Below are 16,199 nucleotides of genomic sequence, written 5' to 3' on the forward strand. Positions count from 1 at the left end.
GTGCTTCAGCCAACTTACAGCGCGCTTTCCCAAACAAATCCACGCCGTAACGGCTGCTGGATTTGCGTTAAAAATTGCCCTCTTCATTTTTGCTCACGCTCTGCACCAAGCCGGCCTATAGGCTGCAACTTGGGTTAGCTAATTCCTTTGACTAAGCACTAGCCAGTTGCGGGCTGTCAGCCAGTAGTTGACTTGTTGCAGAGCCGCCTGTTGCGCTTGCGTGTGGAGCTGGCTGAGTTGATCGGCTAGCGCCGGAAAAGTAGCATCATTCATTTAGCCGAAGATACAGCCAGAACAGTTGCGCACGCACCCCTAGCGTATCAAACTTTGAGAGTGCGTTTATGTAATAATACACGTGCCACGCGCATTAATAATCCCGGGCATGGTTTGTCGTTCAAATTCGATTTCATCGATAGGTTTCGAAGAAGTGCCCGGGGTGCACTTCAATACCTGTCACTTTGTGTCCCTGGAACCCCAAGGCGAAGACCAAGACAAACAACGCTCGGATTACATCCGCTATTTTGGGCACTTACCAGAGCAAGCCTGAAAAGCCAACTCAGCAATTGCACCAGTGTCCAATAACTTGCTTACTCAAAGTCTCGATTTACGAAGCACCTGGCCCGAGTACCTTGTCCTGAAATAGATTAAGAGTTATCAGACTGTCAACTCATTTCAAGACAAGACAACCTATTCCAGGACAAGACCCCTTAAGAGAACTATCGGAACGTTTACTTAAAGTATACAAATAGATATTATTTATTAACAAACATATAATCTATCAACAACACTAGTATACTAAGTAAAAGGCAACTTTGTCTTTCGAAAACACTAGAAATTACACAGCAAACTTGATTGCTTGCTGGACGTGATGCAAGGAGTTCAGAAACGGCCTGGCTCACCTGGCTCCATTTCAGTATTAGTTTCTCCGCTGTGGCCATACCCTCCGTTTCGCCTTCTCAACACCGCTGGCAAATCCAGATAACCCTTAGCTTATTTATAGGCTACAGCGCCTACTATCTATGTCGCTCTAATCTCTCAATTGTCGCGCCGCTGCTGATCCGGGAGTTTGGTAGCCAGGGACTCAACAAGGAAGTACTAGGTCAGATTGCTTCGGTAGGGGTCCTGTTTTATGCGGCAGGCAAGGTTGTAAACGGAATTCTGGGCGACTTTCTGGGTGGGAAGAAAGTGTTTTTGCTGGGTATGGTGGGGGCGGCAGCGGCCACGGTGCTGTTTGGCTTAGGGCAGGGGGTAGTCGTGTTCTTTATTGCCTGGGCTCTCAATCGGCTGGTGCAGTCGATGGGCTGGGCGGGGCTAGTGAAAACCGTAGCCAACTGGTTTTCCTACCAGACATACGGTAAGATAATGGGGCTGCTGAGTTTGAGCTACCTGTTCGGCGATATTGTGGCCAAGCTGCTGCTGGGGCAATTGCTGGGCTTCGGACTCGGCTGGCGCGGGCTGTTTATGGTGGCAGCGGGCGTACTGGCCGCCACGGCGCTTATCACCTGGTTCACGCTGAAAAATACGCCCGAGAGCGTCGGTCTGGAAGCGCCGCCCGTAAGCCCGGAAAGCCTTTTTGCTGGCTCCAGGTCGCAAACGGCCACATCGCCCGCATCGTTGGCCACGTTGCTGCAGCCGTATTTCAGAAGTTCCGCTTTCCGCCTCATGCTGGTCATGTCGTTCGGTTTGACGGCCTTGCGCGAAGCCTTCAGCTTCTGGATTCCTACCTATCTGGTAGAAGCCGCGCACCTTTCGGAAAGCGCCGCCTCGCAGTACAGTGCGCTGTATCCGCTGCTGGGTATGGTGTCCATTCTGGGAGCCGGCTACCTTTCAGGTGGGTGGTTGCGGGGGCAGCGCGGCTTGCTGATTCTGGCGGCCTGCGTGCTGCTGGTACCCGTGCTGCTGCTCATGACCCAACCCAACAGCAACTCCTGGCTGCCGGTCCTGCTGATTTCGGGCACGGGCTTGCTGCTGTTAGGTCCCTACTCGTTTTTGGCGGGCGCCATGTCGTTGGATGCCGGGGGGCGGCAAGGGGCAGCTACGGCCGCCGGGCTGGTGGACGCGGTGGGCTATGTGGGCGGTACGCTGGCCTTGTGGCTGACGGGCACCCTTGCCGAGCACCAAGGCTGGGGATATGCCTTTTTGGCTTTGGCTTTGATAGCCGCGGCCACGGCTGGCGCGGCCCTAATTTTTTACCGCACGCAGGAGCGCCCGATAACTGCCGCTGCCGCCGCCGTGTGAAGTGCCATGCGTTTCCTTATATGAAACAAAACATCATATTCAGTTAACTATTTGGTAACTGCTTAGCTGCGGTTTTCCCTGAAGTAAATCAGTCCTTTGTTGTGATTCTTTTGGACTTCCGCCGCGAATATTCTCATTCATTAGCGGCCAGTGCCTACATGCTGCTTTCTGCTACCCCGGCCGCGCACTGGGGGTAGCAGTCGTCAACCAGTCAGAGAGTGCCTATCTGCGGGCCCATGTGGCCTGCCTACTGAGTGTTCATCTTTCTATTCCTCTCCGATTTCTACCCATGAATCCGGACCCTGCAACGCCGTGGCAAACGGTAGCGGATATTTTTGCCCTGTACCGGGCGCACGGCGCCGCTGATTACATTGGCGAGCCGGTTTCGCAGTTCGAGCACATGTGGCAGGCCGCCGCGCTGGCCGAAGCTGAGGGCTACGAGGAAGAAGTGGTGCTGGCCGCTTTCTTCCACGATTTCGGCCACTTGTGCGCGCAACAGCAACCCGCCGCTGTAGCCTCAATGGACAACTTTGGCGCTATGAACCACGAGAAGCTGGGGGCTGACTATTTGCGGCACTGCGGCTTTTCCGAGCGGCTGACCATGCTGGTAGAAAGCCACGTGCAAGCCAAGCGCTACCTCACTTACCAATACCCGGAGTATCTGCACCGCCTTTCCCCAGCCAGCCAGGCAACGCTAGCTTTCCAAGGCGGCGTAATGACCGCCAGTGAGGCGGCAGCCTTCCTCCGCAATCCGGACGCGGAAATCATCCTGCGGTTGCGGCACTGGGATGATCTGGCCAAGCAGGAAGGCCAGCCAATCGGTGAGTTGGAACATTTGGAACGGATGGCTCTCCGGCATCTGCTGCACCAGCGTGCCTGAGCCTTCAGGCCCATACTTCCTTAAAAGACATCTAGCCGGGCTATTTCCGCCTACTCTTTTCACTTCTTCCCTCTTCACTATGAGCAATTTTTACAGGCAACTCAACGTGGTTTTGCTGGTACTGCTGCTGGGACTGCTGCCCCGGTTACTACTAGCACAGGGCACCGTCGGCGGCGTGGTCAACGACGAAACCAAGCAGGCCATGCCGGGGGTCAGTATCCTAATAAAGGGCACCACCCGCGGCACGACCACTGACACCGACGGTCGATTTTCGATAGCCGCCAGCCCCGCCGATGTGCTTGTGTTTCAGTTTGTGGGTTCGTTGCCGAAAGAAGTAACCGTTGGCGACCAGACCACGCTGTCCGTGGTGTTGGTAACCAATACGCAGGCGCTGAATGAGGTGGTCGTAACGGCGCTCGGCGTCAAAAAAGAGGCGCGTACGCTAGGCTATGCCACCCAGGAAGTGCAGGGCCAGGACTTAGTGAAAGCCCGCGAGCCAAACCCCATCAACGGGCTGACCGGCAAAGTAGCGGGGTTGACGGTAGCGCCGTCGGCCGAGATTCTGCGCCGCCCGCAGGTGCTGCTGCGCGGCAACTCCGACATTCTGTACGTGGTGGACGGGGTGCCCATCAACTCCGACACCTGGAATCTGAGCCCCGACGATATCGAAACCTACACGGTGCTCAAAGGCCCCACGGCCTCGGCGCTCTACGGTTTTCGGGGCCGCAACGGCGCTATTCTCATTACCACCAAGCGCGGTACCAAAGATGCCCGCGGCTTTTCGCTGGAAGTGAATTCCAGCACCATGCTCGACCAAAGTTTCCTGGCTATTCCGAAGGTGCAGGACCAGTACGGCCCCGGTGACCACGGTGTGTATTCGTTTGTGGACGGCCGCGGGGCCGGGCAAAACGACGGCGACTACGACGTTTGGGGCCCAGCCCTCGACGGCCGCCTGCTGCCGCAGTACGACAGCCCCATCGACCCGGCTACCGGCAAGCGCATTCCCACGCCCTGGACCGCCCGGGGCAAAGACAACCTCACGCGTTTTCTGCAAACTGGGGTGCTCACCACCAACAACATCGCCATTGGGGTGGGCAACGAGAAGTACGATTTGCGCGTGTCGGGTTCACACTCTTTTCAGCGGGGCATCGTGCCCAACACCAAACTCAACATCGTCAACTTCAACGTCACGACCGGCGTCAACTTCACGCCCAAGCTGCGCTGGGAGTCCAATATCAACTACAACCGCCAGTTCACGCCCAACTTCCCCGACGTGAATTACGGGCCCAACAGCTTGATTTATAACACCGTGATTTGGGGTGGGGCTGACTGGAGCATGGACGACATGCGCAACTACTGGCAGCCGGGCAAGGAAGGCACCCAGCAGATTTACGCCGAGTATCAGCGCTACAACAACCCGTACTTTGTGGCCTACGAGTGGCTGCGCGGGCACTACAAAACCGACGTGTACGGCTACTCGTCGCTGCGGTACAAGTTCAACGACCACCTCTCCATAACGGGCCGCACCCAGATTACCACCTGGGACTTGCTGCGTACCGAAAAGCTGCCGTACTCGGCTACCACCTACGGCCGCGAGGAAGCCCGGGGCGACTACCGCGAAGACAAACGCACGCTCTTCGAGAACAACACCGACGTGTTGGCCACCTACAACCAGGATATATCGTCGGCCTTTAGTTTGCAAGCATTGGTGGGAGCTAACCTGCGCACGTACCGCTACAATTCCAGCTACGTGAGCACCGATTACCTGAACGTGCCCGGCCTCTACAACTTCAACAACTCGCGCAACCCGCTACGAGCGGCCAGCTTCCAGTCGGAAATGGGCGTGCGCTCGGCCTATTACTCGGCCGACCTGACGTTCCGCAAGGCCGTAACGCTTTCCACCACCGGCCGCGTCGACCAGCTGTCCACGCTGCCCTCGAAGAACGACACCTACTTCTACCCCTCGGTGGCGCTGAGTACGGTGTTGTCGGATTACCTGCCCACCATGGGGCCAGTATCGTTCTTGAAAGCCCGCGCCTCGTATGCCAACGTGAAATCGGGCTTGACCAGCAACACCATTGGGGCTACGCCGGCCGGCAGCTATCCGCTTGGTTACGGCGACCAGTACCAGTCGTCGTACGATGGCCCGAGCTACGCCAACTCCTCGTTCTATTCTACCCCGCTGGTGTACAACAACCAGCCCGCGGCCTACTACACCAACACCCTCAACAACCCCAACATCAAGCCTGAAGAAAGCTCGGCCATAGAAGCCGGCCTGGACGTGCGCTTTTTGCAGAACCGGCTGGGGTTGAGCGGCACTTATTTCGTCACCGACAACGGGCCGCGCATCTATAACCTGCCCACTTCGGAAACTGCGGGCTATACCAGCCAGCTGGTAAACGCTATTACCACCCGCAAGAAAGGCTGGGAAGTGTCCCTGACTGGCTCCGTGCTCAGCAACCCCAACGGCCTGAACTGGGACGTGCTGGTGAACTGGTCGACGTACCGGGAGCGGCTCCAGGAAATCTATCCGGGCGTAACGGAGCTGCCCTCCAGCGTATTCGTGTTGGGCAGCTCGGGGGCGCGCACCATCAAAGTAGGCGAGCGGGTCGACCAGTACTTCAGCTCTGCCTTCGTGCGCACCCCCGACGGGCAGCTCATCAACGATGCCGGCGGCCGGCCCCTGAACACGCCCGTGGCGCAGCGTTTAGGCTTCGTGGACCCGGATTGGGTGTGGGGCATCAACAACCGGTTCCGCTACAAGGCCCTGACTTTCAGCTTTCAGTTTGATGGCCGCGTAGGCGGCGTGATTGAAGACTACGTGCAGCGCCAGACCTTCCGCGGCGGCCGCCACATCGAAACGACCGAGGGCGCTATGGGCGTCGCCCGCGCCCAGGACGTGCTCGGGGTGCGTTCGTACGTGGGCCCGGGCGTGGTAGTGGCCAACGGGGCGGCCATCAACTACGATGTCAACGGCAACGTGACCAACTACGGCGAACTGCAGTTCGCGCCCAACACCACGGCTACCTTCCTGCAAGACTACATCAGCCGCTATTATTCCACGCTGGAAGCCAACGTTATCAGCCGCTCGTTTGCCAAGCTGCGCGAGGTAACTATCGGCTACCAGGTGCCCCATCAGTGGTTGGAAGGCCGCTTTATTCGCCAGGCCAGCGTGTCGGTGGTGGGCCGCAACCTGCTGTATTTCGCCGAGAAGAAAGACATCGACATCGACCAGTTTGCTGGCCGCCAGGGCTCTTCGGATTTGCAGACTCCCACGCTACGCCGCTACGGCATCAACCTGAATTTGACCTTTTAGTCGGCCGGACTTTATTTCAACAAGACGATGAAACTCTCAACAATTGCCTGCGGCCTGCTGCTGCTGGTTAATGGCGCCCTGAGTGGCTGCCAGGACTTCGAGGAGCTGGAAGTAAATCCCAACCAGCCTACCAACGTGCCGCCTTCCCTGGTGGTCAACGGGGTGCTGAATGCCATGTACGAGGGCGCCTGGAACGAGGTGATGCGCTGGAACCAGTTCTACGCCCTCAACTACAACTACTACGGCAACCAGGAATACACCTGGACAGCTACTGGCCTGCGCTACACCACCCTCAAAGACGTGACCCGCATGGAGCTGGAAGCCGCCCGCACCGGCTTGCCGACTCCCAACCAGTACTCGGCCATGGGGAAGTTTTTCCGGGCCTACTACTACGTGCAAATGACGCAGCGCGTAGGGGACTTGCCTTTGACCGAAGCCGTGCAAGGGCTGGCCAATCTGACGCCCATTTACGATTCGCAGAAAGCCGTGTATCTGCAATGCCTGACCTGGCTGGACGAAGCCAATACCGAGCTGGCCGCGCTGGCCGCCGTGCCCGGCACCCGCCTCGAAGGCGACATTTATTTTAACGGGGACCTGGTGAAGTGGCAGCGCACGGTGAATACCTTCAAGCTGCGCGTACTGATCAGTTTGAGCAAAAAAGCCGCCGACCCTGATTTGCGGGTGCCGCAGCGCTTTGCGGAAATGCTGGCCGACCCCACCCGGTTCCCTGTTATGACCGGGATGAGCGACAACCTGCAATACGTCTATAATACGTCGTTCAATAAATATCCGCGCAACCCCGACAACTTCGGCAACAATGCCACCCGCGAGAACATGGCGGCCACTTACCTCAACAAGCTGGTGGAGTTGCGCGACCCGCGCACGTTTGTGGTAGCCGAGCCGGCCGCGGCCCGGTTGGCCACCGGTTTAAGTGCCACCGATTACGCGGCCTACGTAGGTGCCAGCTCGGGCGAGGATTTGGCGGAAATGTCGACCAAGGCCCTGCGCGGCGAGTATTCCTTCTCGAACCGGCAGCGCTATGCCAGCACCTACACCGGCGAGCCCACCTTCATCATCGGCTATCCCGAGCTATGCTTCAATATTGCCGAGGGCCTGCACCGCGGCTGGGCTACCGGCAACGCCAACACGTACTATCAGCAGGGCATTACGGCTTCGATGGGCTTCTACGGCATCACCAACGTAACGGATTACCTGGCGCAGCCCGCCGTGACGTACGCCAACAACCCGGCCGGCCTCGAGAAAATATTGCAGCAGAAGTACCTGGCCTTCTTCCAGAATTCGGGTTGGGAAGCTTTCTACAACCAGCGTCGTACCGGGGTGCCCACTTTCCTTACCGGGCCCGGCACGGGCAACAGCGGCCGGATTCCGCGCCGCTGGCAGTATCCCACCAACGAGCGCACCACCAACGCCGCCAACTATCAGGACGCGGTGCAGCGCCAGTTCGAGGGCCAGGACGATATCAACCGGGACCTCTGGCTGCTTCAGTAACGGCCCACCAGCCTACTGGAATATTATGTTGCTAGTAATAGAACGTCATGCTGAGGAATCGAAGCATCTCTACTGCTTCGTCTGAATTGCTCTACAACGAAGCGGTAGAGATGCTTCGATTCCTCAGCATGACGTTCTAGTAGCATGACAATGTATTGGTATGATGTTCTATGTTTCGCCTTTCAGTTTCCCTTTGCCAGCTATTCCCCTTCGTTTGCCTAATGAAAAGAATTTCTCTGTTGCTGCTCGCCTGCGCCGTTGGGGGAACCACCGCCGCCCAAACGCGCAAACCCCAAACGGAAAACGTTGTGCTGGTCACCTTGGACGGCATGCGTTGGCAGGAGGTTTTCGGAGGGGCCGACTCGGCGCTGTTTCGGGATAGTAAGCACTATTATGCCAACCGGGCAGTATTGCAGCGCGAATTTGGCCAGGGTTCGGCCGCGCAGCGTCGGCAAACCCTGATGCCCTTTTTGTGGAACACCGTAGCTAAGCAGGGCCAGCTGTATGGTAACCGCACAGCCGGCAGCCTAGTGAACGTGACCAACAATCAGTGGTTTTCCTACCCCGGCTACAACGAAATCCTGACCGGCGCCGCCGACAACGCCCGTATCCACAGCAACGACACGCTGCAAAACCCCAACGTAACGGTGCTGGAAGTACTGAACCAGCAGCCCGCGTTTCGGGGCAAAGTGGCCGCGCTGGGCTCATGGCAGGTGTTTCCTTACATCATCAACGAGAAGCGCAGCGGCGTGCCCGTGAATGCCGGCACCCGCCGCGCCACTGGCCCCAACCTAACCCCGCAAGAGCAGTTACTCAACGGCCTAATGGCCGCCACGCCGAGCCCCTTCGGCGACGAGCGGCTCGACTCGTTCACGGGCCACTACGCGCTGGAATACCTTAAGCGCAAGAAACCCAAGGTGCTGTATGTCAGCTTTGGCGACACCGATGAGTTTGCCCACGAGGGCGAGTACGGGGCGTATCTGCACTCGGCCCGCTACACCGACGATTTGATCCGGCAGCTTTGGGAATACCTGCAAAGTGACGCGCAGTACCGCGGCAAAACCACACTGCTCATCACCACCGACCACGGCCGCGGCGCGGCGGCCAACAACAAGTGGCGCGACCACGGCGCGAAAGTGCCCGGCGCCGACCAGATCTGGATGGCCGCCATCGGGCCGGATACCGCGCCAACCGGCGAAGCCCGGACGGGGCAGCTCTACCAAAACCAGGTAGCGGCCACGGTAGCGCAGCTATTGGGCGTCCCGTATGCTCCTGCCACACCGGCCGGGGCGGCTGTGGGAGCTATTCTGGGCAAAAAATAAGTGCCGATATGCGTAGTCAGTTACCATGCGTCCGGTACGGCATTAATTTCTTCAGTCAGGCTAGAAATTGCGGGCTACTGCTGCTGGCGCTGCTGCTAAGTGGCCTGGCGGAAGCGCAGCAGCGCAAGGTGGTGTTCATTATTGCTGATGGAATTCCGGCCGACGTGCTCGAACAAGCCCCCACGCCCAACATCCGCAAAATAATAGCCGCCGGCACCTACCTGCGGGCTCACGTAGGCGGCACCAAAGGCACCTACACCGAAACGCCTACCATCTCGGCCCCCGGCTACAACAATTTACTGACCGGCACCTGGGGCTACAAGCACAACGTGTGGGACAATGCCATCAAAGCGCCCAACTACCATTACCCAAGCATCTTCCGGGTGCTGAAAGAGGTACAGCCCACCAAGAAAATAGCTTTGTTTTCCACCTGGACCGACAACCGTACCAAGCTGGTAGGGGAAGGACTGCCCGCCGCCGGCAACCTCACCTTCGACTACAAGTTCGACGGCTACGAGCTGGATACCGTCGCGTTTCCGCACGACAAGCAGAGCCGCTACACCCACGCCATCGACGACCGGGTAATCGAGGAGGCCGCCAGGTGCCTGCGTGCCAACGGCCCCGATTTGTCGTGGATTTACTTGGAGCACACCGACGACATCGGCCACCGCCACGGCGACAGTGAGCAGTTACGTACGGCCGTGGGCTACCTTGATGTGCAGATTGGAAAGGTGGAAGAGGCGCTGGCTTACCGCAGCGCCAGCTTCAAGGAGGACTGGCTGCTGATTCTTACCACCGACCATGGCCGCGACGCCGCCACCGGCAAAAATCACGGCGGCCAATCAGAGCGGGAACGTACGACGTGGCTGGTACTCAGCGCTAAAAACACCAACACGTACGCGCAGCGCGTCCAGCCCGGCGTCGTGGATATTTTCCCCACGGTGGCCCGTTTCATGCGGCTGCCGGTTCCGGTGCCCGTTGCGCGGGAGCTGGACGGGGTGCCCCTGCTCGGGCCGGTATCATTGGCGGAGCCCAAGGTGCAGCCAGCCGGCGACAGTCTGCGCATCAGTTGGGTGGCGTTGGGCCAGAAAACCGAGCAAGTGAAGGTATGGCTCGCCACGACCAATAACTTCAAACAAGGCCAGCCCGACACCTACACGCTGCTGGCCACCGTGCCACTGGCGCAGCAAAGTCTGCTCGTAAACCGCCGCCGCTATCCGGCCTCGTTCTACAAAATCGTGCTGGAAGGCGAGCACAACACCGTCAATCAGTGGCTGATGCCGTAGCGCTACTGCTCGAATGAAGGTAAGATACGCGCTGTAGTTACGCACCCAATCGGCTGGTTACCTGGAAACAGGCTTTCCGAAGCAGCGAAAGTTTCTTTCCAGCGTCCTGAGTTACGCTACAAGCCTTGCCGAACAGCACCAGTCTGTTTTCAGCAGAGTGGCGCTGTTCGGCAAGACCTTTTGTTAAGCGAGCACTAGCTGAGCCTGCAAATGAGCGGTTAGCTCCGTCAGGGAGTTGAACAGGCCGTCGTTGGGGCACTGCGCCAGTTGTTGCCGCGAGTGGGTGCCATTCGTGACGCCCAGGCTGCGGGCGCAACCGGCGCGGCGCGCCGATTCCAGATCCGAGGGCGTATCGCCCACATTGTAGACGTGCTGCGGATCGGTAATGCCGAAGGTGCGCATGGCTTTCTGAATGAGCAGCGGGGCGGGGCGCCCTTCCGCTACTTCGTCGCTGGCAATGGAGAGGTCGATAAGGGAACAAGACGCGCCGCGGTGCTGGCTGTCGAGGCCCGCGTCCCAGCCGAGGCGCTGCAAAATTAAGTCGGTGACTTCGCGGTAAAAGCCGGTAGTCAGGGCGATACGGATGCCCTGGCTGCGCAGGAAAGCAAATAGCTCGAGGCAGCCCTCCGTCGGCACCACGGGCTGAGTGCGGTAGTGCGCTTCCAGAATGTCGCGGAACACGCGGTATGAGTGTTCCACCCGAATTGGGAGCAGGGTAGCGGCCGCCGGCCCGAGTTGTTCCCGCCACAGCATCTCGAACACAAACCGCTTGGCTTGTCCCTGCACGGCCAGAATCCGCTCGGCCGGCGCCTGCAAACCAGTGGCGGCGGCGGCTTGGGTGAAACAAGCTTCCACCTCATGCTGGTCGCGGACGGTGGTACCGGCCATGTCCAGCACTACAAGTTGTAAAGGTGTCATACGGATAAGGATATGATGTTTACAAATATGAAACAAAAATAGTATTCCTGCTCCTCCATTTATTGTATCCTGGTCATGTTTATGTTACGTTTTTCGTTCCGACCTTGCCCGCATGAAGCACGATAAGCTGAGTTTGATTGGTCTTCGGATCTTAGAGATGCGCAAAGCAAAAAAGATGAGTCTGCGCGAGCTGGCCAAGCGCAGCAACTTGTCGGCGGGCTTGCTCTCGAAGATCGAGAACTTCCGGACGGTGCCCTCGCTCTCCGTCCTGATTGAAATCGCCAACTCCCTGGAAGTGGATGTGTCGGTGCTGGTCAAGAACATCAATGGCGAGACGGCCGCGCCGTATTTGCTGGTCAGGGCCAACGAGGGCCGCGTTGAAAAGCGGGACGATTCGAAGGGATTACTCTACAAGTACCTGCTTTCTCAGGATCTGGCCAACTACAGCTTGCGCGTCAATGAAGTGCACATCAGCCCTCATACATACCGCAAGCCGTTGTCTACCAACGCCCTGGAGTTAGTACACGTGCTAGAAGGCACGGTGCACTACGGATTCAAAGACCAGGAGGTGGCCGTAACCGTTGGCGACACGCTGTACTTCGATGGCATAGTGGCTCACTCGGTGCGCAACGCCACCGAGCAGCCCGCCCGCATGCTGAAAATATACCTGTTGCGCCACACCGATTAGCAGTGGCAACGGCGTAGGCTGGTGCGCTGTGCTACGCTTAACTGCGTGGCAACTGAGTTTCGCCTGGGTGGGTCGTCGGGCTTCTGTTAGGCACAAATAACGTATTGGTAACAGCAGCAGTAGTTTCATATAAGTAAACTGCTAGTAAGTTTAGCCTGACTTATTCCCAACAAGCGAAGCGCTATGGCAAACTCGTATGACTTGATAATAGTAGGTGCGGGGGCACTAGGGACTTTTCACGCCTATTTCGCCCTGAAAAACGGGCTGAAGGTGTTGCTGCTCGAAAAAGACGACCAGCCCAGGGAAGCCACCGTGCGCAACTTCGGCCAGATAATTCCCTCGGGCATGGCCGAAGACGAGTGGTTCGACTATGCCCGCGTGAGCCTGGACACCTACAAAACGATTCAGGCCGACTACGACATTTCAATTCGCAGCAGCGGCTCGTTGTATCTGGCTTCGTCGGCGATGGAAATGCAGGTGCTAGAGGAAAAACACGGCCGCTACCAAGCCTTAGGCTACCCTTCGCAGCTACTCACCGCCGCCGAGTGCCGGCAGCGCCTGCCCGCCGTTCGCGCCGAGTATTGCGCCGGCGGCTTGTTGTTCGCGCAGGAAGTCACGGCCGAGCCCGACCAGATGATTCACCGCGTGCTGGCCTACCTCGTGGAGCGCTGGCAGCTGGACTACCGTCCCGCTACCCCCGTACGGGAAGTTACGGCGCACGCTAGCGGCTGCGAGGTGCTCGACACCCACGGCCAACGCTACCAGGCCGCGCAGGTGCTCGTGTGCAGCGGCCGCGACTTCAAGTTTCTGTTTCCTGACGTCTTCGCGCAAAGCGATTTGCAGCTCTGCAAGCTCCAGATGCTGGCCACTTATCCGTTGCCGCAGGTACACCTACCAGGCTCTGTCCTGACGGGCTTGTCGATCCGGCGCTACCACGCTTTTCATTCCTGTCCGTCGTTTGCGCAGCTGCGGCCCGAAGATATCGACCCCGCGTTGCGGCAGTGGGGCATTCACATCCTATTCAAACAGGCCCTGGATGGCTCTATCATCATCGGCGACACCCACGAGTACGCCGACGTAGCCGCGGCCGACAGCCTGGATTTCAATAACGTTAACCTGCTCAATCAGCTGATGATCCGTGAGGCACAACGCATCCTTGATCTTCCGGACTGGCGCATTCAGCGCGTCTGGAACGGCTATTATTCCCAGAGCAAATCCCGGGAAATTTTTCAGCACTCACCTGACCCACGGATTCACATCGTCACCGGTATCGGGGGCAAGGGTATGACTACGGCGTGCGGCTTCGCGCACCATAACGTCGCCCTACTAGACTTATGCCGGCTCCAGCATTCTGCGTAGTGGAAGTAGTGAGGTGGTCTAGTAAAACAGACAGTTTGAGGACCTAGGGAAAGCGTAACAAATGATAACTTCCTGGCCTATCCTACTTCCTTACCGTTTTCACTACAAAGCAGGTAAAAACTGGGGCTAAGAAGTAGGGCCAGAAAGAAAAAGGGGATTGTCTTTCTGGCCCTAGCTTTCTGACACTATGAACAAGACCTTCGGGCAGCGGGCCGCCGAAGCAACTGGCTAGGTGCGCTACCTGCGGCCGGCTTATCAGGCCCCAGCGGTGAGCGCAGAGCAGCTATCGATGGGCAAAGCACTAGTTACAAGTCCGGCGGCAAATAGTGACGTCTGTGGCTGGTTATGGCGGCTGTCGCTGACGCAGCAAATGCGAGGGGGCGGTAAGTGGTGGAAGGCGTCGGGGCGCCTGTTACCGCAGCGGAAGTAGCGCTGCGATTTTCGAGAAAGGTGAAGGCGAAGCAGGTACAACCGCTGCTGGAGTCGCTAGCCGAACTGGCGTTGGTAAGGGGCACGACGGGGAGGCAGGGGTACAGTGCTTAAGCGAAGTAGTAGTGGCAGATTAACCCCGTAACTTGTTTGTCGGTTTCCCCTTCCAAGAACCATTAGCAAGCATTTTGTCAAAACATCCACCAAAAAGTGGAACTTTACGTACAGCGTATTATCTTTGATACCCGAAGCCCCCTCAACTACCCTACGGGAGGTGGAAAGCTATTTACAGGCGTTCCAGACCAAACTCAGTGTTTTCAGCGTCGTTTTCCTCGACCGTGATAAAAACAGCACCAAAACACTTCTTAAGCTGGGCATCTCAGGTGACAACCGCTTGGCTTGTCTGCGCGAGTTGGAGCCAACCGACTACGTACAGGGACCAATTCCCAATCAGCAGCCCACGGAGGCACCACTGTGGGTATTTGGCCGCACCATCCGACGGCACGAAATCTATATCAAAGTGACCCTGGGCCGGCCCAACGGCTCGGTCTTGTGCATTTCCTTTCACGTAGCCGAGCATCCGCTCAGCTACCCGCATAAATCATCCACCCCTTCCGCAACCCCTAACCCATGATTCAGACCCGGATTCCAAGTCCCCTGGCCGACGGTTACGCGCTGCTGCGCCAGGAGCCCGACACGCAGGCCTTTCGCAAGGAAGAGTTTAGCTATATGTACCACTGCTATGAGTGCCAAGTCACGCAGGAGCGGTTTACCACTCCTGAGCTGGATAACCTCAACACGGCGCAGATTTATAACCAGTACCGAGAGAAGCACCAGTTTTTGTTTCCCGAGCAGATTGCGCAGTTGCGCGAACGGTACGGCCTCACGGCGGCCCGCCTGGCACTCCTGCTGGATTTTGGCCCCAACCAGCTCAGCAACTACGAGGCGGGCGAGATGCCGAGTGCTTCTAATGCCAAGATTCTGCGGCTAGCCAGTGACCCGGTGACGTTTCTAAGCATTGTGCGCGACAAGAAAGACGAGTTACGGCCCAACGAATACGAGAAGCTGCGCCGGTTGTTGGATACGCTAATTGACGAGTCTCAAGTACGACGGGTTGGCGGCTTAATAGTACGGAGCACACCCCAACTAGAATCAGACCCCGACCAATTCACCGGCTATGTGGTGCCTGACGCGGAGAAGTTTGCCGAGTTGGTGCTGTTTTTCTTCCAACACATCGACAACTTGTTTAAAGTAAAGCTGTTGAAGCTGCTGTTTTATTGCGATTTTCAGCATTACCGGCTTACAGCCCATGCCATTACGGGGCAGCGGTACCGTGCCATTCAGCATGGGCCGGTGCCGCAAGAGTACGGGCAGCGGCTGCAGGAGATGGTGCAGCAGGACCTGCTGGCAGCCAGCTTCCACGAAAGCCTGGTACAGAGCGATAACGGCAGTCCAGTGCTGGTGTACAAGCCTAAGCGCAAGGCCAACCTGGATATTTTCAGCGCGTCGGAGCGCGAGGTAATTGAGCTGGTGTACCAGAAGCTAGGCAAGAAAAGCCGGCTGGAATTGGAAAACCTGAGCCATACAGAGCGGGCCTGGAAAGAGAATAAAGCCCAAAACGGGCGCATCAGCTACCAAGAATACGCCTACGACTTGCGATCATTGCCGTTGGAGTAGGCGTTTTGATTCACCCTTTAGCTTTGATTAATGGCTGCGTATTAAATAAAAAACAGCCGCCGCAGGCCGCGGCGGCTGACGAAGAGAAAAGTAATTTACGATTGGACCCGTGGTTACTGTGGCCGGGAATTGCTCCCCGGCATCTTCTCCCTTCGTTTTTAAGTGAGGGCGCAAAGGTAGCGGCATCTCGTTACGGAACAAGACTTTGCCCTGTTGCGAGGCCCGGCGTTGCACACCCCCCGTTACCGGGTGGGCAGAGACCCTTTTGCCTATACGTAACATGCCCAAAAACACACATGTGGTGCCCCGCCCAACTGGCTGGGGCGTCATCACCGAAGGGGCCAGCCGTGCCGGCACGGTAACCCGCACCCAAGCTGAAGCTATTGAAATAGCTCGCCAACTGTCCATTAACCGGGGCAGTGAAATGCTGGTTCACGGCGAAAACGGCCGCATCCGAGCCCGGAACAGCTACGGCAACGACCCGACGCGCAGCAAGGGATAAAGTGGAAGCCCCCGTTACTGCCACAATATGTAGCGGGGGCTTTTTTTGCCCCAATGCTGGCACTTCATCACTTCT

The 16,199-nt window shown here is 57.7% G+C and carries 13 protein-coding genes and 1 pseudogene; 12 read left to right on the forward strand and 2 right to left on the reverse strand.

Features of this window, described 5'->3' with window-relative positions:
• Positions 1–121 (forward strand): annotated as a pseudogene (locus tag VF639_RS25480) (IS982 family transposase); the annotation flags it as partial.
• 17 nt (positions 122–138) lie between these two features.
• Here the strand turns inward: VF639_RS25480 and VF639_RS10255 are convergent.
• A complete protein-coding gene (locus VF639_RS10255; protein WP_331145807.1) occupies positions 139–273 on the reverse strand; it encodes a hypothetical protein in 135 nt (44 codons plus the stop codon).
• A 657-nt stretch (positions 274–930) separates the two neighbouring features.
• Between VF639_RS10255 and VF639_RS10260 the strand changes: the two genes are divergently transcribed.
• From VF639_RS10260 to VF639_RS10285, 6 genes are all read left to right on the forward strand, one after another.
• Positions 931–2,238 (forward strand): MFS transporter, encoded by a 1,308-nt coding sequence (locus VF639_RS10260; RefSeq protein ID WP_331145808.1) that lies wholly within the window; start codon positions 931–933, stop codon positions 2,236–2,238.
• 289 nt (positions 2,239–2,527) lie between these two features.
• Positions 2,528–3,118 (forward strand): phosphonate degradation HD-domain oxygenase, encoded by a 591-nt coding sequence (locus VF639_RS10265; protein WP_331145809.1) that lies wholly within the window; start codon positions 2,528–2,530, stop codon positions 3,116–3,118.
• Between the two features lie 79 nt (positions 3,119–3,197).
• The gene (locus tag VF639_RS10270; protein WP_331145810.1) at positions 3,198–6,434 is read left to right on the forward strand and encodes a SusC/RagA family TonB-linked outer membrane protein; all 3,237 of its coding nucleotides are present in this window, start codon (positions 3,198–3,200) and stop codon (positions 6,432–6,434) included.
• Positions 6,435–6,461: 27 nt separating this feature from the next.
• On the forward strand, positions 6,462–7,943 hold the full coding sequence (locus VF639_RS10275; protein ID WP_331145811.1) for a SusD/RagB family nutrient-binding outer membrane lipoprotein: 1,482 nt from the start codon (positions 6,462–6,464) through the stop codon (positions 7,941–7,943).
• A gap of 221 nt (positions 7,944–8,164) precedes the next feature.
• Positions 8,165–9,265, forward strand: coding sequence for a sulfatase-like hydrolase/transferase (locus VF639_RS10280; protein ID WP_331145812.1), 1,101 nt, complete (start codon positions 8,165–8,167; stop codon positions 9,263–9,265).
• Between the two features lie 8 nt (positions 9,266–9,273).
• Positions 9,274–10,551, forward strand: a complete 1,278-nt coding sequence (locus VF639_RS10285; protein ID WP_331145813.1) for an alkaline phosphatase family protein — start codon at positions 9,274–9,276, stop codon at positions 10,549–10,551.
• Positions 10,552–10,734: 183 nt separating this feature from the next.
• Here VF639_RS10285 and VF639_RS10290 read toward each other — a convergent pair whose 3' ends face one another.
• On the reverse strand, positions 10,735–11,469 hold the full coding sequence (locus tag VF639_RS10290) for an HAD family hydrolase (protein ID WP_331145814.1): 735 nt from the start codon (positions 11,467–11,469) through the stop codon (positions 10,735–10,737).
• A gap of 112 nt (positions 11,470–11,581) precedes the next feature.
• On the opposite strand from VF639_RS10290, the gene VF639_RS10295 reads away from it, so the two are divergent.
• The 5 genes from VF639_RS10295 (at position 11,582) to VF639_RS10315 (ending at position 16,124) form a co-directional block, all read left to right on the forward strand.
• Positions 11,582–12,157: a helix-turn-helix domain-containing protein gene (locus VF639_RS10295; RefSeq protein WP_331145815.1), complete on the forward strand. Its 576-nt coding sequence runs from the start codon at positions 11,582–11,584 to the stop codon at positions 12,155–12,157.
• 183 nt (positions 12,158–12,340) lie between these two features.
• Entirely contained in the window at positions 12,341–13,516 is a 1,176-nt protein-coding gene (locus VF639_RS10300) for a TIGR03364 family FAD-dependent oxidoreductase (protein WP_331145816.1), read from the forward strand.
• Between the two features lie 667 nt (positions 13,517–14,183).
• Entirely contained in the window at positions 14,184–14,579 is a 396-nt protein-coding gene (locus tag VF639_RS10305; RefSeq protein WP_331145817.1) for a hypothetical protein, read from the forward strand.
• Positions 14,576–15,622 (forward strand): type II TA system antitoxin MqsA family protein, encoded by a 1,047-nt coding sequence (locus VF639_RS10310; RefSeq protein ID WP_331145818.1) that lies wholly within the window; start codon positions 14,576–14,578, stop codon positions 15,620–15,622. Before VF639_RS10305 ends, VF639_RS10310 begins: the two co-directional genes overlap by 4 nt.
• 280 nt (positions 15,623–15,902) lie before the next feature.
• Positions 15,903–16,124 carry a DUF2188 domain-containing protein gene (locus tag VF639_RS10315; RefSeq protein WP_331145819.1) on the forward strand — a complete coding sequence of 74 codons (222 nt, stop codon included), beginning with the start codon at positions 15,903–15,905 and terminating at the stop codon, positions 16,122–16,124.
• Positions 16,125–16,199 lie beyond the last annotated feature (75 nt).

Source organism: Hymenobacter sp., from assembly GCF_036387835.1.
Taxonomy (GTDB): Bacteria; Bacteroidota; Bacteroidia; order Cytophagales; family Hymenobacteraceae; genus Hymenobacter.